We start from the raw sequence: 25343 nt of genomic DNA, 5'->3' as shown, positions 1-25343 counted from the left end.
TTGGCCCGCCGGGGGGCGGGGGGGCGGCGGGCGGGGGGTTCCGGGGGGCCCCCGGGGGGGCGGCGCGCCGGGGCCCCCGCGGCGGCGGCGGCCGCGCCGCGGCGGGATTCAGCAGGTGGGGACGTCGGGCAGCCAGGCCGGGCCCTGGATGTAGATGTTGGTCAGCCAGGAGCCGTCGGTCAGCCTGGACCAGGCGTCGTTGGTGTAGCCCTCCGCCGTCACCTCCTGGGCGTGGGCCTGGCACACCACGTTGACCGTCGTCGGCTGCGCGAAGTAGCCGACCACCGCGGCGTTGACGCTCGGCTCGCTGTGGGTGCGCACCCCGGTGCCCCACGTCCGGTGCGCCGTGCTGCCCGCGGCCGGGGGCGGGGCGCCGGTGCCGCCGCAGTCCGCGACACCGGGCAGCCAGGCCGGGCCCTTGATGTAGATGTTGGTCAGCCAGGAGCCGTCGGCCAGCTTCGACCAGACGTCGTTGGTGTAGCCCTCGGCGGAGACGGACTCCGCGTGCTGCTGGCACTGGACCGAGACCTGGGTCGGACCGGCGAAGGTGTCCACGACCGCGGCGCGCACACTCGGCGTCGACCGGGTGCGCACCCCGGTGCCCCAGGTCTCGAACACCGAACCCCCGTTCGCGGGCGGGGGAGTGGGGGTGCCGGACCCGTTGACACGGATCGCCCCCGCGTAGTCGCCGCCCGTGCGCACCGGCGTGACCCGGATACGGGTGCCCGACTCGTACGCCTCCACCATCTGCCCGGCACCCAGGTACAGGGCGACGTGGTGGATGTGCCCGCTGCCCCAGAACATCAGATCGCCCGGCAGCAGCGGACCGGTGCCCTCGGCGGCGGAGAAACGGGCGGAGGCCTGTGCGCTGTGGAACTGGTCGTCGGCCGTGCCGTTGAGCAGGTCCCTGCCGGTCGCCCGGTAGTACGCGTACCGCATCAGGCCGGAGCAGTCGAAGCCCAGGCGCTCGTCGTCGTGCAGGCTGTCCGGGTCCGAGCCGTCGTAGTAGCCGTAGGTGGCGCCCGGCGTGGCGCCGTGGCCACCGCCCCAGCTGTACCAGACGCCGGTCTGCGCGCAGGCCGCGGCCACGGCTGCCTGCGCGGTGGCCGAGGCGCCCGGCGCGAGAACCTGGCAGGAGGCGTCCGGCGCGGCGTGCGCCGGCACGGTGCACCACGCGGAGAGGGCCAGGACACAGGCGCCCAGCAGCGCGCCGCCCGTCCGGCGGCGGGTAGTGGTGGTGGTGTTCTTCAAGGAACTCTTCCTTCGTCGACGTCGAGGTCACCGGCGCCCCGATGAAGGCCGGTGACGGGCCGGTGACGGCCGGAACGCGCGGTGCCGCGCCGCACCCCACCCCCGTGGAGGTGCGACACGGGCACTAGCGGGCGGCGAGCGTGGCCCGCCGCGCGGCCCGTATCTCCTGCAACAGGCCGTCGGTGTCGAGCGCAGGGCCCACCGACGCAGGGCCCACCGACACGGCGCCCACCGACACGGCGCCCACCGACGCATGGCCCACCGACACGGGGCCCACCGACGCGGGGCATGCCGACGCAGGGACCGCTGGCGCGGGGCCCGTCGGCGCCGGGAGCCGTCTGCGCGGCCGCGGTATGCCGGTCGTGAAGGACGCGTTGCCGATCTGCATGTCTTCCCCCTTGGTCCAGCTGTGCTCGTCGTGCTCGTCGTGCCGGTCCTGCCGGGTCCTGCCGGGTCTGCCTGTCGGGCCGCCGTTCCCGCCGTGTTCCGTTCGCGGTGGTCAGGCCGCCGAACGGGGCGGGGCGGCGGGGCCGTAACGGGCGGCCGGAGCCTTGCGCAGCAGGGCCCAGTACCGGTCGCCGTACGACCAGTGCCACCACTCGGTCGGGTAGTTGACGAAACCGGCCGCCGTCAGCGCCCAGGCCATCAGCTCCCGGTTCGCTCGCGCCTCGTCGCCGATGTTGCCCGCCCCGGTACGGCAGGCGCCCCTGCTCTCCTGCGGGGTCGCGTTGACCTCCGTACCCAGCGGCAGCTCACGGCCGTCCTGGTTGCACAGCGTCAGATCGACCGCTCCGCCGCTCACGTGCGGGGCCACCTCCGGCGGGGAGATGTAGGCACTCGCCAACTCCCGTATCCGCTCGGGCGGCGCGTCCGGATGCTCACGCCACATCCTCGCCGCGTACTGCTCGAAGTAGCGCCGCTGCAGACCCGGCGGCCGGTACCCCTCCACCACCAGGAACCGCACACCGGCCGGCAGCAGCCGCTGCGCCCGCACCAGCCGGCGCAGCGCACCCGACCGCAGATGGGCGAAGCTGCCGTCGTCGTCGGCCTGCCGGTGATCCAGCCACAGAGAGCCGGACCCGCGCAGATCGACCAGCGGCTCACCGCATTCGTCCTCCACGACCGCGGCCACCCGGGGGTCCGAGAGCGTGATGATGTCGTCTGTCACGGGAACAGCGTCACCGGCCCCCCTGCAAATGCTCTGCAGGTTGCCTGCAAGCAGCCGGCCGGGGCCGCGAGCCGACCAGGATTCTCAGCCGATCTGGACTACCGAGCCGACCAGGACTACGGAGCCGGCCAGGACCACTGAACCTGCCAGCCCCCCGGGAGCAGCCCCCTGCGAGGCCGCTTGCGGATCAGCCGGTTGTCGGTCCGGACGGCACGCCCTAGTACACGCCGCCGAGTATCGCTTTGCCCTCGGCCGCCGCCCGGGCGAAGAACGGGACGATGTCGTCGAAGTCCCGATCCTCGGCCTCGGCGTCCCAGTGGGGTGCCGAGGCCCGGCTCGTCCAGTGCTCGCCGGCCAACCCCGCGGCGACCTGTCCGACCTCGTGCGGGGTCAGGAAGTGCGCGGGACCGTAGCCGAGCTCGGACCCCTCGACGGTGGAACAGTTCTCGCCCGTGGCCCGCGCCAGCCAGGGGTAGGCCGTATGCCACTTCGGGGTGCCCTCCTCGGCCTCCGACCGGCCTTCGGCCATGTCCGACAGCAGGCGGTAGTCGTAGTGGAAGCAGTCTCCGGTGGGGTGCACGCCGGAGACGAGCGGCTCGGGCACGTCGTCCTCGAAGAACAGGGCGCCGGTCAACTCCGGCCGCTCCCGCACGGCGGACAGCATCGCGGGGTCGATCTTGACGAGGGCGAGCCACATGGACATGCCGTTACGTCCTTCCAGGGCCCTCGGTGGGGCATGGCGGGTGAGGTGATCGGCACTCTAACGAGGGGTGCTGACAGCGCTACGACGCTCCCGGCCCGCTGCTTCCGCCCCCGCCCCCGCCCCCGCCCGCGCCCCCGCCCCCGCCCCCGCCCGCGCCCCCGCCCCCGTCCCCGCCCAAGCTCCCGCCCGCGTCCCCGCCCCGCTCGTGTGCCTCGCGGCAGTCCAGCCCCGCGAAGACCGCGGCCGCTTCCGAGCGGGCCGTCCGCGCCCGGGCCGTGTCGCCGTCCGCCGCCCACACCTCGGCCAGGTCCCGGACCGTGCGCGCCCGCCACAGCGGCAGCCGCAGCGCCTCCCAGCCCGCCAGCGCCCGCTCCAGCGGCTCCCGGGCCGCGCCGGGATCCCCCGCCGCCAGATGCCATTCGCCCAGGGTCCGCAGGACCAGCGCCTCCCCGAACCGGTCCTGCCGCTCGCGGGCCACCTCCAGACACCGGCGCAGCCGGCCGGCCGCCACCTCCAACCGGCCCTCCCGCAGCTCCACCTTGGCCAGCGACTGCTCGGTGTACATCACGCCGAACGTGTCCCCGAGACCGGTGAAGATCCGCAGCGCGTCGTGCAGCAGCCGTGCGGCCTGCGCCCGTTCCCCCTCCGCCCGGTGGCACAGGGCCAGCGACCGCAGCGTGAGCGCCTCGCCGTGCCGGTCGCCCTCCGCCCGGTACAGCTCCAGCGCCCGCTCCAGGGCCGTGCGGGCCCGCGCTCCGCGGCCCTGCTCGCGGTGCACGTACCCGATGCCGTACAGCACGCGGGCCCGGGCGCCGCGCTCGCCGTCCGGCCCGAACCGTTCGAGGGCCGCGTCGAGCAGGTGGAGCGCCTCGGTGTAGCGGGCCTGCTCGCGCCGGGCCGTGCCCATGCCCGCCAGCGCCGTCGCCGCCCCCCGCGCCGGGCCCCCGCGCTCCTCGAACAGGCGCAGGGCCTCACCGAACCGGGCGTAGGACTCCTCGAACTCATCCTGTTCGTACCGCAGTTGGCCCAGACCGGCGAGCAGCCACGCCTCGCCCTCGCCGTCCTCGCCGCGGCGCACCGCCGCCATCGCCGCCGCATGCGAGCGCGACCAGGCGTCGAACTGGTTGTACAGCGCTGCCGAGCTCGCCATCAGCGCCCCGGCGAGATCCCGGGCGGGCCGCTCCAGGCCGTGGTCGGCGCAGTACTCCACCGCCGCCAGCACACAGGCCTGTTCGGCGGCGAACCAGGCCGCCGGACGCTCCAGCAGCACCTCCTCGACCGCTGCGCCGAGAGGCCGTACGGCCGCGGGCTCGGGGAAGTACCGGGCCGCGCCGCCCGGCCCGCGGGCAGCCGCCTTCTTGGCCAGCCCCAGCCAGCAGGCCACCAGGCGCAGCACGGCCGCCTCGCGCTGCTCGGCGCTCTCCTCGGACAGACAGCGCTCACGGGCGTGTTCGCGGGCCAGGTCGTGAATGCGGTAGCGGTTGCGGCCGGTGTCGTCCACGCCGATCACGTCGACGAAGTGGCAGTCCACCAGCCGTTCCACCGCCTCCTCGGCCTCCTCGCCGTCGATGTCCAGCAAAGGGGCGGCGATCCAGCCCGCGAAGTCCGGCAGGTCCAGCAGCGCCAGCCGGCGCAGCGCCCGGCGTTCCTGCGGGTCGAGGTCGGCGTATGCGAGCTCCAGACTGGTGCGCAACTCCAGGTCCCCGGCGCGCAGTTCGTTGAGCCGGCGGCGTTCGTCGCGCAGCCGCCGGGCGAGCTGACCGGGCGCCCAGTGCGGGCGGGCCGCCAGCCGGGCCCCGGCGATGCGCACGGCCAGCGGCAGCCGCCCGCACAGCGAGACGATCTCGGCCGACCGCTCCGGCTGCGCACCCGTACGGTCGCCGCCGGCCACCCGCCGCAGCAGCTCCAGCGCCTCCGTCTCGCCCGGCACGGCCAGGTCCAGATGCGCCGCCCCCTCCAGGGCCACCAGCCGGCGGCGGCTGGTCACCAGCACCGCCGAGCCGGGGTTGGGCGGCAGCAGCGGCCGGACATGTGCCTCCCCGGCCGCGTTGTCGAGGATCAGCAGGACGCGCCGGTGCCCGATGTGCGTGCGGTACAGCCCCGTCAGCTCCTCGACCGAGCCGGGCAGCGTCTCGGGATCGGCGCCCATCGCGCGCAGCAGCCGGGCCAGCGCGTCGGCGGGCTGGAGCGGCGCGGTGTCGGCGGCCCGCAGATCCACGAACAGGCGGCCGTCGGGGAAGAGTCCGGCGGTGCGGTGCCCGACATGCACGGCCAGCGCCGTCTTGCCGGTCCCCGAACGCCCGGAGATCACACCGATCGGCGGCGCCGTACGGCCGGCGTCACCGACCCCCTGCAGCAGCGCGGTGGCCCAGCCGATCTGCTCCGTGCGGCCCACGAAGTCGGCGATGTCCGGCGGCACATGGGACGGCGCGGGCCCCGGCCGCACCCCCGCCCCGGAGGTCGGCGCCGCAGCGCCTGCCCCCTTCACCACCCCGGACCCGACCCCGGTCCCGGCCCCGGTCCCGTCGCCGTGCGGTGGTACCGGCGGCGGGTCGGCGCCCAGCAGCGCGGTGTCGCCGGTCAGCACCGCCCGGTGCAGCGCCCGCAGTTCCGGGCCGGCGTCGATGCCCAGTTCGTCGCGCAGCGCCGTGCGCCCCTGCTGATAGGTGCGCAGGGCGTCGGAGACCCGGCCCGTGCGGAACAGCGCGGTCATCAGCAGGGCGCGCGGCCGCTCCCGGAGCGGGTGGGCGGCCACGTGCGCGAGGAGCGGCGCGATCGTGCGGTCCGCGCGTCCGAGCGCCAGGTCGAGAGCGAAACGCTCCTCCTGGGCGAGCAGGCGCAGCTCCGCCAGCCGGGCCGCCTCGATCCGGGCGAACGACTGGCCGAGCCCTTCGAGGGCCTCCTGGCCCCGCCACAGCCCCAGGGCTTCGGCCAGCAGGTCGGCGGCGTCCTGCGGGCGGCGGCGCGCGGCCGCCGCCCGGCCCGCCGCGAGCAGCTGCTCGAAGCGGCGGGCGTCGATCTGCGACGGGTCGAGTTCGGCGAGGTAGCCGGGCGGCCGGGTGCGGATCGCCTCGGCCCCGCCGACCCGGGCCAGCGCCCGGCGCACGGCGGAGACATGGGTGGCGACGAGGGCGCCGGCGGTCGCGGGAGCCTGTTCGTCCCAGACGAAGTCCACGAGCCGTTCGGTGGAGAGCACTTGGCCGAGATGGACGACCAGCGCGGACAGCACGGCCAGGGGCCGGACCCCACCGAGCGGGGCCCGCCGGCTCCCCTCCCACACCTCGACCGGACCGAGTAGACGCACCTCGAGCATGAGTCCCCGATCGCTGTACCGTTCCCGCACCACGGAGCGCGACAACGATATCGGCGGCCGCCGCCCGCGGGATGCCCGAGCGCGGCCCGCCTGGCCGGATCCCGCCGGTGCCCCGGCCCGGCAGCGCCCGCGGGCGGGCGTCCGCCCCGGTGACGGCAGTTGCCCGCCCCGGCCCTGCACCCCACGGCACCTGGCCGGATCCGGGCGGCGGGACCGGGGCCGCCTGTGCCAGGGGCAGCGCACACGCGGCACCCGTACGACCCGTCCCGCCCGGAAGGGTCCTGCGCCGCGGACGCCGTGCGCGCGCACCTGCCCGGCGTCAACGGCTCGAAAGCACCACCCCCTGCGACCGCTCCGCCCGCCTGCCCCTGTGCCGGCCACAGCTCGGTCCCTGCCGTCCCTGCCGTCGGTGCCGTCGGTGCCGTCGGTGCCGTCCGTGCCGTCCGTGCCGTCCGTCCGCGCAGTGGCGCCGCGCCGTGCCCGCACCCGCCGAAGCGCCACCGGACACGGCCCCGGCCCCGGCCCGCCGGGCCCCGGCACCGGAGAGGACGGCGGCGCGGACGCCGGACCACCGGGCCGGCCACGCCCGCCTCGCGCGCCCCTTGCCCGGCCGCGCCGCCCGACCGGCCTGTCCCGCGCGCCGCCCCCCCCGCAGGCATCGCTGTGCAGGTTGCGTGAAAGGCTGGGTATGAGGCTTGTCCAGGCGGGTGATGGACGGGAGTCGAAGTGGACTGGGGTCGGTTCGCCCAGCAGATGGCCTCGATGGCGCGCGATCTGCTGGCGCAGGATTCGGTCGACGACACACTGGAGCGGATCACGGCGTCGGCCACCGAGCTGGTCGACGGCTGCGACGCGGCCGGCGTACTCGTACGGCACGCCGCGCAGGTGCGGTCCCTCGCACCCACCGGTCGGCTCGTCGTCGACAGCGACCGGCTCCAGGAACGGCTCGGTGAAGGACCCTGCTTCGACGCCGCCCACAGCGCGCGCGGAGAACGGGTCTTCCGCATCGCCGACCTCACCGGCGAGCACCCGCGCTGGCCCGCCTACGCTCCCCGGGCCCACTCGCTCGGCGTGGGCAGCATGATGGGCTTCCTGCTGTTCACCGAGGACGAGGACCTCGGCGCGCTGAACCTCTACTCACGCAAGCCCGGCGCGTTCACCGAGGACGCCGAGACGGCCGGCTGGCTGCTCGCCTCGCACGCCGCGGTCGCCCTCTCCCACGCCCGCACCCACGCCCAGATGGAACAGGCCGTCGCCACCCGGCACACCATCGGCGAGGCCATGGGCATCCTCATGGGCAGCCACCGCATCACCGAGGAACAGGCCTTCGACGCGCTGCGCCGGTACTCGCAGGAGAAGAACGTCAAACTCCGTGAAGTGGCCCGCCTGGTCTGCGCAGCAGGCTGCCTGCCGTAACCGCGGCAGAACGGCACTCCCCGGCCCGTAACCCGGAACCGGCGCCCCGCCTACCACCCCGGCCGGCGCCCCGCCTACCACCCCGGCCGGCACCCGGCCCGTCGCGCCGGCCCTCCTGCGCCCGGCCCCTTGCGCCGGTCGCCGGTCCCCGGCAGGTCAGCGGCCGGTGAAGTGCGCCTCGCGGTAGTCGTCGAGCCGGTCGAGGACCAGCAGCAGCAGGCCGCGAAGCAGAGTGTCGTGGCCGGGCCTGTCCCGGGCAGGTCCGCCCGGGCCGCCGAGTGCCCGGGCCCGGGCCACCGGCTCCGCGGGATCGGCTCCCTCCAGCGCACGGAACAGCGCGTGCCGCACGGCCTCCAGCAACGGGCCCTGTCCGTCCCCGGCGTGAGCGTCACGAACACCGGCCGACGGCGGCGGGCCGCCGCCCGCGCCGGGCAGCCGCGCGGCCAGGCAGTGCAAGGGAGCCACGGTGCGTTCGGCCAGACGGATACGGTGCCCGACCTCGTCGAGCGCGGCGGCCGAGTGACGGTGCGTCACACTCCAGCGCAGCGCCTTGCGGGCCCGGTCCAGATCCCTCCCCAGGTCGTAGGGCTGCTGCCACAGCCCCCCGGCCGGTCCCCGCCCCGCCTCCCGCCCGATCGGGACCCGGCCGGGGTGGCCGCCCGCCTCCCGCAGCAGCCGGTCGAGACGGTCGCGGTAGGCGTCGAGGCGGCCGGACAGCAGGCGGCAGGGGTCGGGAGGCCACAGCAGGGGACCCAGCAGGACGACCACCGCGATCCCGACCAGGTTCTCCACAACGCGCTGCTCCGGATAGCCGGAGACCGGCACACCGAAGACGAGCACGGCGCTGACGAGCACCTGCTGGCTGGGCACACCGTCGATGCGCAGCAGGAGACCGGCGAGGTATCCGGCGCTCACCACGACGGCGAGGGAGAAAGTGGACACCGGAAGCCAGCGCAGGGCGACCGCCGCGATGCCCACCCCCAGCAGGACACCGCCCAGCCGGTAGAGACCCAGCCGGGGGGCCCACAGCGGGATCCCGGAGAGGGTGAACACCGCGGGCAGCACGGCCGCGACGGGGGCGCTGCTGATGCCCAGTGCGACCGACAGGTACCACGACAGCGTGGCGCACACCACCATCCGGGCCCCGCCCCGTACCTCCTGCACGGTCAGCCGGGGCAGCCGCTCGAACGCGCGGCGACGGCGGCGCTGCGCGATGCTCACCGCCGACGGCATCGGGCGGCCCGGCCGGAAGCGCCTTCCCCGTACGGCGGCACGAGCACACGTCCTCCCACAGGCGATGAGACCCGATCAGATTACGAGCCGCCCCCGCGCGCCCGCGGGTCTGCGCGGAACGTGTCTCCCGCCCTCAACGTGCCTGCCGGCGGCCGTCTACGCTCGTCGACCGGCGCGGCATGGACCACGCCGGACGGGTTCAGCCGAACCGGACGGGTTCGGCAGAGGGGGGAGTGTGCGGTGCACGGGGGACTGATCGGGCTGTGGCGGTGGACGGCGTGGGGCGGGATAGGGCTGAGCCTGTACGCGGGCTGGCTGACGGCCGACGACATCCGCGACCGCGCGTCCAGCGAACGCGACATCAGCGCGGCGTGCGGCGGGCTCGTGCCGGGGGCCGCGGTGATGGACCTGCAGGGCGGGACGGTCCGGGCCAAGGCCGCTGACTACGACGAGGACCGGATCGATACGCGCGAACCGTACAGTTCCTGCACCGTCTACAAGGTGCCGGGCCCCGGCAGGACCACGGCTCTGTTCACGCTGACGGTGCGGAGCAGCGATACCACCGAGCCGATGAACCGGATCGGTGACGACAGCGCACTCGAGCCGTTCGGCCACGACTACGACGACAGCGACGCCGCCGACGACGCCGATGCCGACGGCGACGGCGACGGCGACGGGAAGAGCGATGTCACGGCGGTCGCCGACCGGCGCCCCGAACCGTGGCCGGTGGGTGACGGCACCCTGGGCCGCTACGGGAACTGGTACACGACCGTGCGCGCCGAGTGCGGCCCGGGCAGCCGTGCGACGGCCCCCGGCCTGCTGAACGTCACCGCCCGCGCCGACTACGACGACGTCTCCGCGGCCGACCGCCAACGCCTCGCCCGCCTCGCCCGCACCGCGGCCCGGGCGGCAGCCGACCGGATCGGCTGCCGGACCCGGCTGGCCGAACTGCCCGGCCGGCAGCTCGCTTCCGTGCCGTCCGCCCTGCGCCCCGCGAAGACCGCGGACGGTTCCTGCCGCTGGTTCGCCGCACACCTCACGCGGCAAGGACAGGACCGGCTGCCCGACCGCGCTCTCGCGGTACCCGCGCGCACCACCAACCCGCTCGAAGGCTGCCTGCTGGCCGTCAGCCCCGACCAGGTGGGCCGGATCGCCGGCGGCCTCGACGAGGACCAGCGCGACTACGCCCGCAGCGCGCTCACCCACTCGCCCTGGTGGCTGCGCACCGCCTCCTACTTCGGCCCGGAGGCGCACACCGTCGGATACGACGTTCCCGGCGCCGAGGACGCGATCATCAAGGCCGGAACCGCCGGACACACCGCCGGAGCCTGGTGGGCCTCCTCCGTCTGCGACGGCCAGCCCGCCCTGCACACCCTCAGTTCCAGCTACACCTACGACGACATCCTCGGCTCCCGGCGGCTGGACGCCCTCTTCCGCGCCTACGTCGACGACATCACCAGCCGCCGCGGCTGCACCGGCGTGACCTACCCGGACGCGAAGGACTTCCGCGGTCTCTGACGTTTCTGACGCCTTCGAGCACGGCACTGCCGGCCGGGGACGTCACCCCGGGACAGCAGGGCCGGCGGGCGGGGCATGCGGCGTGAGGAGCGCCGCGTCCCGGTAGGTCCTTGTCGCGGGGTCCAGAATGTAGGTGTACACCAGAGGAACGCCTGTAGCGGCCTGCTCGATCCGCCAGTAGAAGCCGATGCCTGCCTTGGCGTACTGGTCGACCTTCACGATCCGGTCGGTGGTCTCCGAGCCCGGCGACACCACCTCCGCAACCAGCAGTACGTGCTCAGGGCGGGTGGGGGTGACGTCGATCGTGTCCGCGCGGTACACGACGACGTCCGGGCGGCGATTGGTGAGCGGGACGTCCTGAAGCCGGACGTCGAAGTCCGTGTCGGCATTCCATTCCGGGCCCGCAGCGGCATCCAGGGCGTTGGCCAGAATCCGGGCCGGCCGACTGTGCCGCTTGGACGCACTCGGGCTCACGACGACCATCCCGTCCACGACCTCGATGCCGGTGCACTGCTCCTCGGACCAGGAGTCGTACTCCTCCGCCGTGATCTGCTCATGCATCCACGCCGGGGCCACCATCTCGGCCGTCACAAAGCACCTCCCGGACACTATGCGGCGGGCCTGATCCCGCTGGATCGAGCGTACTGTCTGCCATCCGTCCGTCACGCTGATCTCACGCATGCCCTCCTGCTGTCGGACACCCTGGCAACAGGCTCATGGCAGGTCGGAACGGCATGGTGGACTCGGCATCGGGGAGCGGAAAAGCGAAGTTCCCCACGATCCCGGACAGACGTCGAACAGGTCCTGCCCATGCTCTGCCCCACATCGGGTGCCGGGTACAGGTCGTGGATGCTGGCGCAATGACCGATTCACGCGAGGTAGCCATCGTCCACCTGCCGGTCCAGCACCTCCCGGCGGACCGGCTCGCCGGGCTGCTGGCCGCCTACCACCTGCGGACGCAGGCCGAGAAGGGCGAGGCCGTCGCCGACGCGGACGCGTTGCCGGACCGCTACCGGGCAGAGGTCCGCGACCCGGGGGCCGCGTTCGCCGACGACACCGTGTTGATGGCCATGAGCGGCGACACGGCCGCGGGCTGTCTCGTGCTGACCGCCCCCGCGGACGGGCGATCGGAGATCAAAAGGCTCTGGACGGACCCCGCGTTCCGCGGCCGCGGCATCGCGTCCGCCCTGATCGGCGCCGCACTCGCGCACGCCGCGGAGAACGGCGTCGGCACGGTACGCCTGTCGGTGTGGGAATGGCGGACAGGCGCCATCGCCCTGTACGAGCGGCTCGGCTTCACCATCGCCTCCTCATGGGAAACACGGGAACAACTGGTCTGCATGGAGCGCGCCGTGTGAGCAGCCGCAACCACCCGCGCCGCGGTCCGCGCACGCCCCGTAGACCCCACCGGCACGAAGCCGGTCCGCCCGGCCGGGAGCGCTCCGACCCGGCCCCGGGGCGGACACGCAGACTGGGCGGCGCCCGACGCATCCGTACGCCCGCGCTGCGGGGAAGACGAGGTAGGGCCCCTGTCCCGTGATTCCCCCGAGCCGGGACGGGGGCCCGCACCCGCCCGGTGATCGGCGCGGGAATGCCGTCACGGGCGGCCGTGTTGTCCGGCACGTGGTCGTGAAGGGGACAGTGTCCCCGGGCCTCACCTATCGCCTGCGGGGACGATCGTCCGGCTGAAGCCCCGCAGAGCCTTTCGCCGCGCAGGCGACCGCCCCTTCACGACCCACCCTTTCCTCCCGGCGGCATCGGCCCCATGATCATCGCCGTCCTGCTCGCCCGGACCGTCGACGCCGCCGCGGACCAACTCGGAGTCCGGCACCGCCGACCCGACACCCCCATGCCGCGCGGCCTGCAGGCACAGCCCGGCACGAAATCACCGACGCCCGGCCAGGACACCGGCGGCTGTGAAACCGGATCCAGAAGCGGGGAGCCGGGAACGGGGAGTCGGAGTCCGGGAGCCGGGAGCCGGGAGCCGGGAGCACCGTCGCTCCGGCCCCACCCCCGGACCACGCCCCCCGGCAGACCGCCGCTGCGGTGCCCCGGACATGACCGGTACGCCGACACAGGACGCCGATCGCGGAGCGCGTCGACCGGCCCAGGGGGAGTCCGCCCGGGGGGAGAGTCCGCCCGACGGGGTGTGACGCAGGCCATAAATCCTGTCGGCCGATCTTGGAATGCGTGAGTCCGCACCGCCGCTGCACTGCTTGTGGGCCTCCCCTGCCCTGGGGGGCGCACCGGGCAACGGTGGCCGGCGCGACTGGCCACAGGAGCAGGACGTTCATGGTCCCGCCTGCTCCGCCGCACCCGGACCGCCGCCCGCGAAAGGTACTTCCGCTCCATGCCACTGGCCCTGCTGGCCCTTGCCCTCGTCGCGTTCGGCATCGGTACGACCGAGTTCGCCACCATGGGGCTGCTGCCCCAGATCGCCGACGGGGTCGGCGTGTCCGTGCCGCACGCCGGCAACATCGTCTCCGCCTACGCGCTCGGCGTCGTCGTCGGCGCCCCCGTGCTGACGGGCATCGGCGCGCGCATCGCCCACAAACGGCTCCTGCTCCTGCTGTCCGCCCTGTTCGTGATCGGCAACGTGGCGTCCGCCCTGGCCCCCGGCTTCGGCCTGCTGTTCGCCGCCCGGTTCCTGGCGGGACTGCCCCACGGAGCACTGTTCGGCGTGGGCGCCGTCGTGGCCTCCCGGCTGGTCGCCCCCGAACGCGCCGGACGGGCCGTGTCGAGGATGTTCCTCGGACTCACCATCGCCAACATCGTCGGCGTCCCGGCCGGCACGGCTCTCGGACAGCAGCTGGGCTGGCGGTACGCCTACTGCGCCGTCGCCGTCATCGGCCTCGTCGCGCTGGCCGCGCTGGCCGCCTTCGTCCCCCACCAGCCCCGCAGCGACCAGGCCGGCATCCGGCACGAACTGCGGGCCATGGGCAACCGGCAGGTCGCCCTCGGCCTGGCCACCGCCGTCGTGGGATTCGGCGGCTTCTTCGCCGTCTACAGCTACCTGGTGCCGATCCTGACCCACCTGACGGGCTTCTCCGACTCCTCGACCACCTGGGTCCTCGCGCTCTACGGCGCCGGAATGACGCTGGGCACGCTGATCGCGGGCCCGCTGACGGACCGGGCCCTGCGCCCGACGCTGTACGGAGGACTCGCGCTGCTCGGCGCGTCGCTCGTGACGTTCTACTTCACCGTCCACAGCACGGTTCCCGCCCTGGTGACACTCGCCTTCATGGGCGCGATGGGCGCGCTCGTCACCACGCCCGTACAGATGCTGCTCATGGCCAAGGCGAAGAACGCCCCGACGATGGCCGCGGCCTCCAACCACTCCGCCTTCAACCTGGCCAACGCCGGCGGCGCCTGGCTCGGCGGTCTGGCCATCTCGGCCGGCTGGGGCTGGGCCTCGCCCGCGCTGGTGGGCGCGACGCTGGCCGCGGCCGGCCTCGGCCTGGCCCTCCTCGCGGGCTTCACGGACCGCGGGAGCGGGACCTCCGAGCTGATCACCTCGTCGGCGGCCGAAACCCCGACGCAAGCCCGGCAGATCCCGACGGCCTGACACCCCACGCACGCACGGACACCGCGGACGACGGCCCCGCACTGCCCGATCCGGGCCGACCCTCGCCCGGAGCACCCAGGAGCCGGCCGCCGCCTCCCTCTCGGGGGGCAGCGGTCCAGGCGGTGCAGGCCGCCGCCCGAACGGATCCCACCGATTGCGGCCTGCCGCGGCGCTGCGTCTCATGGACCTCATGCAGCAACGTGTCTCTGCGCCGGACGACGCCATCCCCCCGATGGAGCGCTCGCATTGGGTGGCCTTCGCGGGGATCCTGCTGTTGGTCAGCGCTCTGTTCAACCTGCTCAACGGATTCGTGGCGATCTTCAACCACGGCTACTACTCGACCGTCTACTCCCAGGGCAACCGTCTGCTCATCCTCAACTACACGGCCTGGGGCTGGATCTGGGTCGCCATCGGCATCGTGATGGCCCTGGCCGGCATCGGCGTGCTGGTGGGTTCCAGGGCGGCGCGGCTGACGGGCATCTGCCTGGCGGCGTTCTGCCTGGTCGGGCAGATGATCTTCCTTCCGGTGTACCCGTTCTGGTCCCTGGCCACCATGCTGGTTTCCGTGCTGGTCATCTACGGGCTGGTGGCCGAGCCGCGGCACGTGCACGGAGCGCGCGTGTAGAAGACCCGGAAGAATCCGGAAGCACCTCGAAGTACCCGGAAGAACCCGCAAGCCCCTCCGGTACTTCGCCGACGCCGACGCCGACATCGCCGCCGCCGCCCGGGACGAATCGCCGCCGCCGTCCCCGGACGAAGCCGGCCCGCGCCCGACTCGCCGCACGGGGCCCCGTTCCCGACCGGCGCCCGAGGCCCTGCCGGTGTGTCCCTGGCCCCCGGCGGGCTCCCGCGCTGTTTGAATCACCGCATGACAAAGCGTGACGATTCTTCTCTTTTCGGAAACCGGTTCCTGACCGTGCCCGCCCCCTCGGAGACCTTCCCCGAGGAAGGCATGTCCGCGACGGACGCCATGAGGCTCGTCGATGTGGACCTCGCCATGGAGGGCGACCCCCAGCGCAACCTCGCCACGTTTGTCACCACCTGGATGGAGCCGGAGGCGCAACGGCTGATCGCCGAGAACCTCCACCGCAATTTCATCGACCACGCGGAGTACCCCATCTCCGCCGAGATCGAGCAGCGCTGCGTGCGCATGCTCGCCGACCTCTTCCACGCGCCGGGCAGGACGACCGGATGCCGTACCCAGGGCTCGTCCGAGGCGATCATGCTCGGCGCGCTGTCGCTGAAGTGGAAGTGGCGCGAGCGCCGCCGGGCGGCCGGCCTGCCGGCCGACCGGCCCAACCTGGTCTTCGGCGGAGACGTCCACGTCGTGTGGGAGAAGTTCTGCCGCTACTTCGACGTCGAACCGCGGATCGTGCCGCTCGCCGAGGGCAAGTACACGATCGGCCCGCAGGACGTGGAGCCCCACCTCGACGAGAACACGATCGGCGTCGTCGCCGTCCTCGGCACCACGTTCACCGGCCACAAGGACGACGTCGTCGGCATCGACAAGCTGCTGCGGGACATCCGCGAGGAGCGCGACCTCGACATCCCGATCCACGTCGACGGCGCCAGCGGCGCGTTCGTGTGGCCCTTCCTCTACCCGGACTCCAAGTGGGACTTCCGGCTCGAACAGGTCCGCTCGATCAACGTCTCGGGACACAAGTACGGCCTGGTCTACCCCGGCATCGGATGGCTGGTCTTCCGCGAGGAGTCCGACCTGGCCGAGGACCTCGTGTTCTACGAGAACTACCTGGGCAAGACCGACGCGACGTTCACGCTGAACTTCTCCACCGGCGCGTCGATGGTGCTCGCCCAGTACTACAACTTCGTCCGGCTCGGCCGCCAGGGCTACACCTACGTCATGAAGATGATGCAGGAGAACGCCCGCGCACTGGCGGACAACCTGCGCAGCACCGGCCGCTTCGAAGTCATCGGGAGCGACCTCGAGCAGCTGCCGCTCGTCGCCTTCCGCCTCGCCGGCGAGCACGACTACGACGAGTCCGACATCGCCTGGCAGCTCTCGGCCGAGCGGGGCTGGATGGTGCCCGCCTACACGCTCCCGCCCGACGCGCAGCGGGTGAAGATCCTGCGCGCCCTGGTCAAGGAGACGCTGAGCCGCGAGCAGGTCGATCGCCTCAGCCAGGACATCGCCGACGCGTGCCGCACGCTGGACGACAAGGGCGCGACCCACGAGACCGAACGCACCCAGGTCAAACGCGGCACCGGCTACTGACGCCACGGGCACGGAACAGCGGTTCCGGACGACCGGCCACGGCGCCCCCGGCCCGCCGGCGCCCCCCCGGCAGTCACCGGCGCCCGGCCGGTCACCGGCCGTCCTCGACCCGCCGCCAGGCCGCGCCCCCGGCCGGCCTCCTGCGCCCCCGGCTGCCCCCGCCGCCCGGGGGCCGTCCGCGTCAGGCGACCAGCTCGGCGATGCTCCGGGCCGTCAGCCACAGGCCCAGGAGCAGGGAGAGCGTGACGACCAGCTGCTCCTGGTGCCGCTCCAGCCAGCTCCGCAGGGCGTTCAGCCGGGCGTTGGCGACCGCCGGCGCCCAGACCACGTACATCTCCATGACGATGAGGCTGAGGGTGGCCAGCAGGCAGTAGCCGGTCAGCGCGAGCCAGTCGGAGAGGGTGGACAGGTCCGCGTCGACGGCGGTCGCGGCGCCGGCGCCGACCAGCGCCCAGGGCTGCAGCAGCCAGGCCAGACCGGCCGCCGTGACGGGGGAGGCGTTGTCGATCCGGGCGGCCCAGCGCGGCGGCCCGTGCGGGCGGGGCGGTCGGCGGTGCCGGTACGCGCCGTACAGCACCAGCGCCAGGCCGATGGCGAGCTTCGCGACGATCACGGCAGTCGAGGGCGCGCTGTGCCGGGCCGGGGGCTGACCGCCGGTCACCAGCACCACGCAGGCGATCACCGCGATCAGGTTGGCCAGCCACGACAACAGGAACGCCAGACCCTGGCGGACACCGTGCCGCGAGGAGAGCAGCAGGATGAAGGCGCTGTTGTGCAGAGGTCCCAGGCTGATGGCCAGGCCGATCACAACCAGGTCGAGGACCATCGGAGCAGCCACTCCTGGGTGTCAGGACCGTCGGGCCGCCCTGTGGACGAGCGGACCGGTCGGCAGCGGGACGCGGCGCTGCCGCGGCGCCGCATCCCGACTCTGCAAGCGACGACCCCGCTGGTCAAGCGGCCACGCCCGCATGGCGGCACCGGCTGCCCGACACGGGCCCGGCGGCGTGGTCCTGGTCATGCCGACGACCCTGATGCGCCCTCGGCCGGCCGCCCCCGGAGCATGCTCCCCGTCAGCCCCGTCAGCCCCGTCAGCCCCGTCAGCCCCGTCAGCCCCGTCAGCCCCGTCAGCCCCCCTGTTACGTTCCCGGGCCGCCGGGTACTCGGCAGCGCGTTTGCGCACCCGCCACCACCCGCTTCACCTGGGGAGAGACGATGGCCGCCTTCGGGTACTTCCTGTCGTGCGAGGAGCACAGCCCGGCAGAACTTGTCGATCAGGCCCGGATGGCCGAGCAGGCCGGCTTCGAGTCCCTGTGGATCTCGGACCACTACCACCCGTGGAACGACCGTCAGGGCCAGAGTCCGTTCGTGTGGACGGTGATCGGCGCACTGTCCCAGGCCGTCTCGCTGCCCGTCGAGACGGCGGTGACCTGCCCCCTCGTCCGCACGCATCCCGCCGTGATCGCCCAGGCGGCCGCCACCAGCGCGGCGCAGCTGGGCGGCGGCCGCTTCCGGCTGGGGGTCGGCACCGGCGAGGCGCTCAACGAGCACATCCTGGGCACCGCGTGGCCCGAGGCGTCGGTGCGGCTGGAGATGCTGGAGGAGGCGCTCCAGATCATCCGGCAGCTGTTCACCGGCGAGCAGACGAGCCACCGCGGCAAGCACTACACGGTGGAGAACGCCCGGCTGTACACCCTGCCCGACGAGCCGGTGCCCATCGACGTCTCCGCCTTCGGCCCGCAGGCCGCCGAGGTCGCGGCGCGCATCGGCGACGGCCTGATCACGATGATGCCCGACCCCGCCCTGGTCGAGCGCTTCCGCCGCGGCGGTGGCGCCGCCAAGCCGGTGTACGGCGGGCTGAAGGTGTGCTGGGGCACGGACCGGCAGGAGGCGCTGCGCACGGCGCACCGTCTGTGGGCCAACGAGCAACTGCCCGGGGAACTCCCGCAGATCCTGCCCACCCCGCGCCATTTCGAGCAGGCGTCCGAGCTGGTCACCGCGGAGAAGGTGGCCGGCTCCGTACCGTGCGGCGATGATCCCGACGCGCACCTCGAGGCACTGACCGCGTTCGTCGACGCGGGCTTCGACACCGTGTACGTCAACCAGATCGGCAAGGACCAGCAAGGCTTCTTCGACTTCTACCGCACGAAGGTCCTGCCGCGCCTGCGCGGCTGACCACGCCGAGCCCGGCGCCCGGCAGCGGCACGGGGGCGGGCGGCGTGGCGTGACGTGGCTCCGGTCGTCCTGCGCGACCGGCCGCGCGGCCCCACCGCCCCGCATGCGGATCTTTCATTCCCGCAACCCCGGGTACCCGGCGTTGCGGCGTCCTGCGGAACCGAACGACGCCGGTGACGACCAGCCAAGACCAGTGACGACCAGCGAGGAGCGGCGATGAGCAGGGTGAAGGAAGCGGTGGACGTCGACGTCCCCGTCCACACGGCCTACAACCAGTGGACGCAGTTCGAGGAGTTCCCGAACTTCATGGAGGGCGTCGAGGAGGTGCGCCAGCTCGACGAGCGGCACAACCACTGGACCACCAAGATCGGCGGGGTGCGGCGCGAGTTCGACACCGAGATCGTCGACCAGCTCCAGGACGACCGGATCACCTGGCGGGTCGTCGACGGCGAGTCCCGCCAGCGCGGATCGGTCCGGTTCGAGCGCCTGGACGACACCCACACCCGGGTGGAGCTCACGATGGACGTCGAGCCCACCGGCATGGCCGAGAAGGGGGCGGACCTGCTCGGCATGATCGACCGCCAGGTCAAGGGAGACCTCCACCGCTTCAAGGACTACATCGAGCAGCGCGGCGGCGAGACAGGCGCCTGGCGCGGACGCATCCGGCCCGGCGACCCCGGCCCGGCCCTCTGACCGGTCCGCGCGCGTGGACGGCCCCGTCGACCGCATCGCACACCCCTGGGGCGGCCGTACCCCGTACGGCCGCCACGGGCGGTGGCCCACGCGCGTGGACACCTACCTCGCACCGGGCGTCGACCCGGACCGGGTGCAGCGCTGGGTTCCGGCCGCGTCGGTCCTGCATTCCGACGGGGACGCCATGGACATCGCGGTCGCCGACGGCCGCATGGCCGGCGTGCGCGGCCGGGCGGACGACCGCGTCAACCACGGCCGGCTGGGCCCCAAGGACCTGTTCGGCTGGCAGGCGAACGCCTCCCGGGAACGCCTCACCCGCCCCCTGCTGCGCGTCCGCGGACACCTGACCGAGTGCGACTGGGACACGGCGATGGAACACCTCGCCGGCCGCTCCCGCGAACTGCTCGCGCAGCGGGGCCCGGAATCCATCGGGTTCTACACCAGCGGGCAGCTCTACCTCGAGGAGTACTACACGCTCGCGGTGCTGGCCCGGGCCGGGATCGGCACCAACCATCTGGACGGCAACACCCGCCTGTGCACGGCCACCGCCGCGGAAGCGCTCAAGCAGTCCTTCGGCTGCGACGGGCAGCCGGGCAGCTTCGACGACATCGACCACGCGGACGTGATCGCGCTGTTCGGGCACAACATCGCCGAGACACAGCCCGTGCAGTGGATGCGCATCCTCGACCGGCTGGACGGCGCCGACCCGCCCCGCCTGCTCTGCGTCGACCCGCGCCCCACCCCGGTGGCCCGCCGGGCGGCCGTCCACCTGGCCCCACGGCCCGGCACCAACCTCGCGCTGCTCAACGCGCTCCTGCACGAGGTCATCCGCACCGGCCGCACCGACCGCGACCATCTGGCGGCGCACACGGTCGGCTTCGAGGAACTGGCCCGCCGCCTCGAGGAGTGCACCCCGCGGTGGGCGGCGCGGATCTGCGACGTACCGGCCGCCTCGATCGGCGCGGCGGCCGAACTCCTCGGCACCGCCGACCGGCTCCTGTCCACGGTCCTTCAGGGCGTCTACCAGTCCCACCAGGCCACCGCCACGGCCGTGCAGATCAACAACCTCCACCTGATCCGCGGCATGCTGGGGCGGCCGGGCGCCGGGGTGCTCCAGATGAACGGCCAGCCCTCCGCCCAGAACACCCGCGAATGCGGAGCCGACGGCGACCTGCCCGGCTTCCGCAACTGGCAGAACGCCGGCCATGTCGCCGACCTGGCGCGGGTGTGGAACGTGGAACCGGCCCTCCTCACACACCACGCCCCGCCCACCCACGCGATGCAGATGTTCCGCCACGCCGAGCAGGGCTCGATCCGCATGCTGTGGATCAGCGGCACCAACCCGGCGGTGTCCCTGCCCGAGCTGTCCCGCATCCGCGCGATCCTGGCCCAGGAGCGCCTCTTCGTCGTCGTGCAGGACCTGTTCCTCACCGAGACCGCCCAGCTCGCCGACGTCGTGCTGCCGGCCGCGACCTGGGGGGAGAAGACCGGGACGCTCACCAACGCCGACCGCACCGTGCACCTGTGCGACAAGGCCGTCGAACCGCCCGGCGAGGCCCGGCCCGACCTGCACATCTTCCTCGACTACGCGGCCCGCATGGACTTCCGCGACAAGGACGGCCGGCCCCTGATCGGCTGGCACGACCCGCAGTCCGCCTTCGAGGCGTGGAAGGCGTGCAGCGCCGGCCGGCCCTGCGACTACACCGGCCTCACCTACGACACGCTGCGCCGGGGCGGCATCCAGTGGCCCTGCACCGCGCAGTGCCCGGACGGCACCCCGCGCCTCTACACCGACGGGATCAGCTGGGCCCACCCCGACCTGTGCGAGAGCTACGGCAAGGACATGGTGACCGGCGCCGCCGACGACGAGGCCGCCTACCGCGCTCTCAACCCGGACGGCAAGGCCGTGATCAGGGCCGCCGACTACCGTCCGCCGCACGAACAGCCGGACAGCACCTACCCGTTCCAGCTGACCACGGGCCGCACCCTCTACCACTTCCACACGCGCACGAAGACCGCACGAGCGCCCCAGCTGAACGCGGCCGCGCCCGACGTGTGGGTGGAAGCGGCGGCCGGCGACGCCGACGCGCTCGGCCTCGAGGAAGGCGACCTGGTCGAGGTCACCACCCGCCGCGGCGCCCTGCGCGGACGGCTGCGGGTGAGCGGCATCCGGCCGGGGCTGCTGTTCGTCCCCTTCCACTACGGCTACTGGGACACCGGGGGCGGCCACGGCCCGGACGGCGACGTGCCCGGCCGCGCCGCGAACGAGACGACGGCCACCGACTGGGACCCCGCCTCCAAGCAGCCGCTGTTCAAGACCGCCGCGGCCGCCCTCCGCCTCGTCCGGCGCGGCGACGGCAGCCCGGCCCCCGCCCCGACCACCACCGCGTCGGCTCCCTCGCGCGCCGGCACCGCACCGCCCACGGCCGGCGGCCCCACGGCCCTCGCCACGTCCCGTGACACCCACCCCCAGGACCCCCGCTAGACGGCACAGCCCCTGACCGACGGCACAGCCCCCGGCAGAGGGCACGGCCCCTGCAGACGGCACGGCCGCCCTCCTGCCCCCGCCCACCACCACGGCGGAAACCGCCCCGCCGCCCCGCCGGTCCGGCGGGCGCGGAGCACCGGGGCACCGGCCGGCGGACTCTTTGTGCGGCGCCTGTGAATCTTTTGCCGGGGCGGTGAGCCCCCACGGCTCCGCACGCGTACTTCTCTTCGTCCGCCTTCCCCGGGGCTCGGGGTGACGGCAGGTCAGCGGGTTCCACGGGCAGGAGGAATGGTGCAACTTTCGCGGAACATGGTGGGCACGGTCGTCGTGGGGGGCGCGCTGGCGCTGACCCTGGGGGCGCTGGCCTACCCGTCGATGCTCGGCCTCGACACCGTGTCGACCTCGGGCGACCGGATCATCGCCAACACCCAGTGGGGCCCCTTCACCGAGAGCGACCGCGCCTTCGTCGTGGCGGTGCGCGCGGCCGGCCTGTGGGAGCACCCGGTCGGGCTGATCGGGCTGCAGAAGGGGCAGAGCAAAGGGGTCCTCACCGCCAGTCAGCACCTGGTCGACGGGCACGCGGCACTGGACGAGACCTGCCGCAAGATCGCGCCGATGCTGAACGTGACACTGCCCAACATCGCCAGCCCGCAGCAGGAAGGTTTCGTCAACACGCTGAAGGCGGACCAGGGCAAGCAGTTCGACGTCGACTTCGCCAACATCCTGCGCATGACGCACGGTTCGATCTTCAACACGGTGGCGAAGGTCCGCTCGACGACGAAGAACACGCTGGTGCGCGCGCTGGCCGACCAGGCCAACGACACCGTCCTGGACCACATCACGGTGATGGAGCAGACCGGTCTGGTCGACTTCGACACCACGCTGTTCACCCAGACCACGCCGCCGAAGCTGCCCAAGTCGGACATGACCCCGCCGGTCCCGCCCGCCGGCCAGCCGCTGGTCGTCCTGCCCCCGCCGCCGAACGCCACCTCCACCCCGGTGGACCTGGGCCCGGCCATGAACGGCCCGGCCGCCAACGGCAGTTAGGCCGGGCGGCAGCGGGACAGCGCCGACGCCGGGAACCGTCCCGCAGCCAGAGACGACCTCTTTGATGTCGCAGCGGGGTTGCGGTGCTCGACTTCCGGTTGTCAGGCGCTCTTCGGGGGAGGCCGTCGGTGCTTTCGGCGCTGCTGAGTATCGTGGCGGGACTGCTCCTGCCCGTCGCCGTCTTCATGCTGGTCATCGGCAGGCAGTGGCTCTGGGGCCCCGAGGCGCTGGAACTGCCCTGGCGCCTGCTCTACGTCTTGGTCCTCGCCGTGCTCTTCCTGGTCATCGGCCTGGGACTGTGGGCCGATGTCAGCTGCGGCGCCGACTGCGAACCCGCCCTGACGCCCGTCTATCCCTGAGGCACCGGCCCGCCCCGGGATAGCCCTACTCGGGGGCGGCCCTCCCCGGGGCGGGTTCGCCTCCTGGTGCACCGGACCGGACCAGCGGTGCCTTGAGCCGGGTGCGTCCCCGGTGCGGTGGTGCGGTGTCTGCCCACGCTGCCCTCGCTGCCGACCGCGATCGCCGGATCCACAGGCACCGAGGCCGGTGGCCCGGCGGCGACGGCGGCGGACTGGGGCCCGGCGGGGGACCGGGGGGGACTGGGCCCTGCCGTGCTCGCCCGGCAGTGCCGACGCCCTGCCGAGGCCGCGCGCACGGGCGGCGCACCGGTGGTCGTGCTGACGACCTGAGTGCGGACAGCCGCGCCGAAGGACCTGCGGTGCCGGAGCTACGCGCCGGTCGGGAATGAAGAGGCCGGAGCGCGTGTTCCCCACCATGTAACTGACATGCTCCGGTCAATCCGGGGGGTGTGGGTGAAAGGAGGACCTCATGGCACGCAGCAACATGCGTCCCGTCGTCACGCTGAGATCGACGGCCGGGACCGGCGTCACCTACGTGACGCGCAAGAACCGCGGCAACGATCCCGACCGGCTCGTCCTGCGCAAGTACGACCCGGTCGCCGGGAAGCACACCGCCTTCCGCGAAGAACGCTGAACCACGCTTCCGCCCCGGCGGACAGCCATAAGGAAGGAAACCCCATGAGGCCCCGCATCCATCCCGAATCCCGGCAGGTCGTCTTCCGTGACCGCGCCGCGAACGCCCTCTTCCTCACCCGCTCCACAGCGGCCTCGGTCCGGACGGTCGAGTGGGAGGACGGCAACACCTACCCGCTGATCGACGTCGACATCTCATCGGCGAGTCACCCGTTCTACACCGGCACCTCGAGGGTCGTGGACACCGCCGGGCGGGTCGAGCGGTTCGAGCGCCGCTACGGCCGCACCGCCCCGGCCCGCCCCTGACCGCGGTCCGTCGTCCGTCGTCCGAACAGGAGGAGCAGACCATGAAGGTACGCAAGTCCCTGCGTGCGCTGAAGTCCCGACCGGGGGCCCAGGTGGTACGCCGCCGGGGCGTGGTCTTCGTCGTCAACAAGAAGAACCCCCGCTTCAAGGCTCGCCAGGGCTGACAACACCCGTCCGTCCGGCTGGCCGGCCCGCACGCTGCGCAGCCGACCCGGCCCGGGAGCCCGCCCGGCCGGTGAAGGGCGCGGGAATGCCGGTGCGGCGGGCCGTGTTGTGGACGGTGTGGTGGTGAAGGGGACAGTGTCCCCGGGCCTCACCTATTGCCTGCGGGGACGATCGTCCGGCTGAAGCCCCGCAGAGCGTTTCGCCGCGAAGGCGACCGCCCTTCACGACCACGCTCTTTCGTCTGCGGCCCCGGGCCGGCGTCCTTCGCCGGCCCGGGGCCGCAGACGTGTGCGCCGCCGACGCGCGGCGGGACCGGCCCGCCCCAGCCGGCCCGCCCCAGCCGGGAAGCCCCCGCACCCGCCCGCCAATGTGCCGCCGCGCCCCGTTCCAAGAAGCCGCCGAAGTGCAGGAGAGCCAGCCAGGGGCAGCTCCCGGATGCCCCCGCCGGGGGATCGGCAACGTGTGATCATCCACGAGCGGCTCGCGGCGTGCTTACGGCTGCCGGGGGCGGGGAAGTGATGATCTCCATGACGAGCGCGATGCAGAACTACAGCCTCCTGTGGACCGACCCGGACGGCACCCCGCAGGCGTCCGCGGGCAGGTACGACAAGCGGTCCGCGAAGCACCGCCGCACCGAACTGAAAGCGGTGGGCTGCACCCGCGTTGAGATCGTGCCGGTCAGACCCGGCGAAGTCCCCGAACCCGTTTCCTGAGCAGGGCGGGAAGGGGCGGACCAGCCTGGGGCGGACCAGCCCGGGGCGGGACGGCCCCGGCAGGAGACCCGCACGACACCGATACCGCTGCACCCCGGCCGCGCAGCGCCTGACTGACGCCCGCTCGCGCTCGGCCGCGCCGCTGGGCCCGAGTCCCCGACGAGCACACGACTGCCGGCCGGTCCGCCGCAGCGCGGCAGCCTGTCGCGGGAAGGGAGCGCGTCCTGGCGGGCCGACTGGCCAGGCACTCCGTCCTGGTCGCCGCAGGCCCGCCGTCCTCCGGGCGGAACGCGGCTGCGCAGCACTCCTGAGCGCCTGAGCGCCTGAGCGCCTGAGCGCCTGAGCGACGGGAGCAGTGCGACGCTGC

23 protein-coding genes are annotated in these 25343 nt (G+C 73.5%); 15 read left to right on the top strand and 8 right to left on the bottom strand.

The window, feature by feature from the left end:
• Window positions 1–108: 108 nt before the first annotated feature.
• From J2X68_RS37305 to J2X68_RS37285, 5 genes are all read right to left on the bottom strand, one after another.
• Complete coding sequence (locus tag J2X68_RS37305) at window positions 109–1251, bottom strand: NlpC/P60 family protein (protein ID WP_310437055.1); 1143 nt, start codon at window positions 1249–1251, stop codon at window positions 109–111.
• Between the two features lie 124 nt (window positions 1252–1375).
• On the bottom strand, window positions 1376–1519 hold the full coding sequence (locus J2X68_RS37300) for a hypothetical protein (RefSeq protein ID WP_310437054.1): 144 nt from the start codon (window positions 1517–1519) through the stop codon (window positions 1376–1378).
• A 231-nt stretch (window positions 1520–1750) separates the two neighbouring features.
• Window positions 1751–2419 (bottom strand): M15 family metallopeptidase, encoded by a 669-nt coding sequence (locus tag J2X68_RS37295; protein WP_310437053.1) that lies wholly within the window; start codon window positions 2417–2419, stop codon window positions 1751–1753.
• Window positions 2420–2636: 217 nt separating this feature from the next.
• Window positions 2637–3122 (bottom strand): hypothetical protein, encoded by a 486-nt coding sequence (locus tag J2X68_RS37290; protein ID WP_310437052.1) that lies wholly within the window; start codon window positions 3120–3122, stop codon window positions 2637–2639.
• Window positions 3123–3201: 79 nt separating this feature from the next.
• Window positions 3202–6435, bottom strand: a complete 3234-nt coding sequence (locus tag J2X68_RS37285; RefSeq protein WP_310437051.1) for a BTAD domain-containing putative transcriptional regulator — start codon at window positions 6433–6435, stop codon at window positions 3202–3204.
• Window positions 6436–7161: 726 nt separating this feature from the next.
• Between J2X68_RS37285 and J2X68_RS37280 the strand changes: the two genes are divergently transcribed.
• Entirely contained in the window at window positions 7162–7851 is a 690-nt protein-coding gene (locus tag J2X68_RS37280) for a GAF and ANTAR domain-containing protein (protein WP_310437050.1), read from the top strand.
• 156 nt (window positions 7852–8007) lie between these two features.
• Here the strand turns inward: J2X68_RS37280 and J2X68_RS37275 are convergent, their stop codons facing one another.
• On the bottom strand, window positions 8008–9072 hold the full coding sequence (locus tag J2X68_RS37275; RefSeq protein ID WP_310437049.1) for a hypothetical protein: 1065 nt from the start codon (window positions 9070–9072) through the stop codon (window positions 8008–8010).
• Between the two features lie 252 nt (window positions 9073–9324).
• Between J2X68_RS37275 and J2X68_RS37270 the strand changes: the two genes are divergently transcribed.
• Window positions 9325–10602 carry a hypothetical protein gene (locus tag J2X68_RS37270; RefSeq protein WP_310437048.1) on the top strand — a complete coding sequence of 426 codons (1278 nt, stop codon included), beginning with the start codon at window positions 9325–9327 and terminating at the stop codon, window positions 10600–10602.
• Window positions 10603–10644: 42 nt separating this feature from the next.
• Here J2X68_RS37270 and J2X68_RS37265 read toward each other — a convergent pair whose 3' ends face one another.
• Window positions 10645–11193, bottom strand: a complete 549-nt coding sequence (locus J2X68_RS37265) for a Uma2 family endonuclease (RefSeq protein ID WP_310437047.1) — start codon at window positions 11191–11193, stop codon at window positions 10645–10647.
• 269 nt (window positions 11194–11462) lie between these two features.
• Between J2X68_RS37265 and J2X68_RS37260 the strand changes: the two genes are divergently transcribed.
• The 4 genes from J2X68_RS37260 (at window position 11463) to J2X68_RS37245 (ending at window position 16400) form a co-directional block, all read left to right on the top strand.
• Entirely contained in the window at window positions 11463–11960 is a 498-nt protein-coding gene (locus tag J2X68_RS37260) for a GNAT family N-acetyltransferase (RefSeq protein WP_310437046.1), read from the top strand.
• Between the two features lie 992 nt (window positions 11961–12952).
• Window positions 12953–14167, top strand: coding sequence for an MFS transporter (locus J2X68_RS37255; protein ID WP_310437045.1), 1215 nt, complete (start codon window positions 12953–12955; stop codon window positions 14165–14167).
• A gap of 232 nt (window positions 14168–14399) precedes the next feature.
• The gene (locus J2X68_RS37250) at window positions 14400–14792 is read left to right on the top strand and encodes a hypothetical protein (RefSeq protein ID WP_310437044.1); all 393 of its coding nucleotides are present in this window, start codon (window positions 14400–14402) and stop codon (window positions 14790–14792) included.
• 243 nt (window positions 14793–15035) lie between these two features.
• The gene (locus J2X68_RS37245) at window positions 15036–16400 is read left to right on the top strand and encodes a glutamate decarboxylase (RefSeq protein ID WP_310437043.1); all 1365 of its coding nucleotides are present in this window, start codon (window positions 15036–15038) and stop codon (window positions 16398–16400) included.
• Window positions 16401–16581: 181 nt separating this feature from the next.
• Here J2X68_RS37245 and J2X68_RS37240 read toward each other — a convergent pair whose 3' ends face one another.
• Window positions 16582–17226, bottom strand: a complete 645-nt coding sequence (locus tag J2X68_RS37240) for a GAP family protein (protein ID WP_310437042.1) — start codon at window positions 17224–17226, stop codon at window positions 16582–16584.
• Between the two features lie 386 nt (window positions 17227–17612).
• On the opposite strand from J2X68_RS37240, the gene J2X68_RS37235 reads away from it, so the two are divergent.
• The 9 genes from J2X68_RS37235 (at window position 17613) to J2X68_RS37195 (ending at window position 24976) form a co-directional block, all read left to right on the top strand.
• Window positions 17613–18572: an LLM class F420-dependent oxidoreductase gene (locus tag J2X68_RS37235; protein WP_310437041.1), complete on the top strand. Its 960-nt coding sequence runs from the start codon at window positions 17613–17615 to the stop codon at window positions 18570–18572.
• A gap of 216 nt (window positions 18573–18788) precedes the next feature.
• Window positions 18789–19265 (top strand): SRPBCC family protein, encoded by a 477-nt coding sequence (locus tag J2X68_RS37230; protein WP_310437040.1) that lies wholly within the window; start codon window positions 18789–18791, stop codon window positions 19263–19265.
• 13 nt (window positions 19266–19278) lie between these two features.
• Window positions 19279–21750: a molybdopterin-dependent oxidoreductase gene (locus tag J2X68_RS37225; RefSeq protein ID WP_310437039.1), complete on the top strand. Its 2472-nt coding sequence runs from the start codon at window positions 19279–19281 to the stop codon at window positions 21748–21750.
• Between the two features lie 291 nt (window positions 21751–22041).
• Complete coding sequence (locus J2X68_RS37220) at window positions 22042–22800, top strand: DUF4142 domain-containing protein (protein ID WP_310437038.1); 759 nt, start codon at window positions 22042–22044, stop codon at window positions 22798–22800.
• 128 nt (window positions 22801–22928) lie between these two features.
• Window positions 22929–23159 (top strand): hypothetical protein, encoded by a 231-nt coding sequence (locus tag J2X68_RS37215; protein ID WP_310437037.1) that lies wholly within the window; start codon window positions 22929–22931, stop codon window positions 23157–23159.
• Window positions 23160–23628: 469 nt separating this feature from the next.
• The gene (gene rpmG, locus J2X68_RS37210; RefSeq protein ID WP_310437036.1) at window positions 23629–23793 is read left to right on the top strand and encodes a 50S ribosomal protein L33; all 165 of its coding nucleotides are present in this window, start codon (window positions 23629–23631) and stop codon (window positions 23791–23793) included.
• A 44-nt stretch (window positions 23794–23837) separates the two neighbouring features.
• The gene (locus J2X68_RS37205) at window positions 23838–24098 is read left to right on the top strand and encodes a type B 50S ribosomal protein L31 (protein WP_310437035.1); all 261 of its coding nucleotides are present in this window, start codon (window positions 23838–23840) and stop codon (window positions 24096–24098) included.
• Window positions 24099–24139: 41 nt separating this feature from the next.
• Complete coding sequence (gene ykgO, locus J2X68_RS37200; protein ID WP_310437034.1) at window positions 24140–24262, top strand: type B 50S ribosomal protein L36; 123 nt, start codon at window positions 24140–24142, stop codon at window positions 24260–24262.
• A 519-nt stretch (window positions 24263–24781) separates the two neighbouring features.
• Window positions 24782–24976, top strand: a complete 195-nt coding sequence (locus tag J2X68_RS37195) for a hypothetical protein (protein ID WP_310437033.1) — start codon at window positions 24782–24784, stop codon at window positions 24974–24976.
• The last annotated feature ends 367 nt before the right edge of the window (window positions 24977–25343 follow it).

It is taken from the genome of Streptomyces sp. 3330 (assembly GCF_031456635.1).
Classification (GTDB): domain Bacteria; phylum Actinomycetota; class Actinomycetes; order Streptomycetales; family Streptomycetaceae; genus Streptomyces.
Note: the sequence above shows the minus strand (reverse complement) of the source record. Positions and strands in the feature narration are given on the sequence as shown.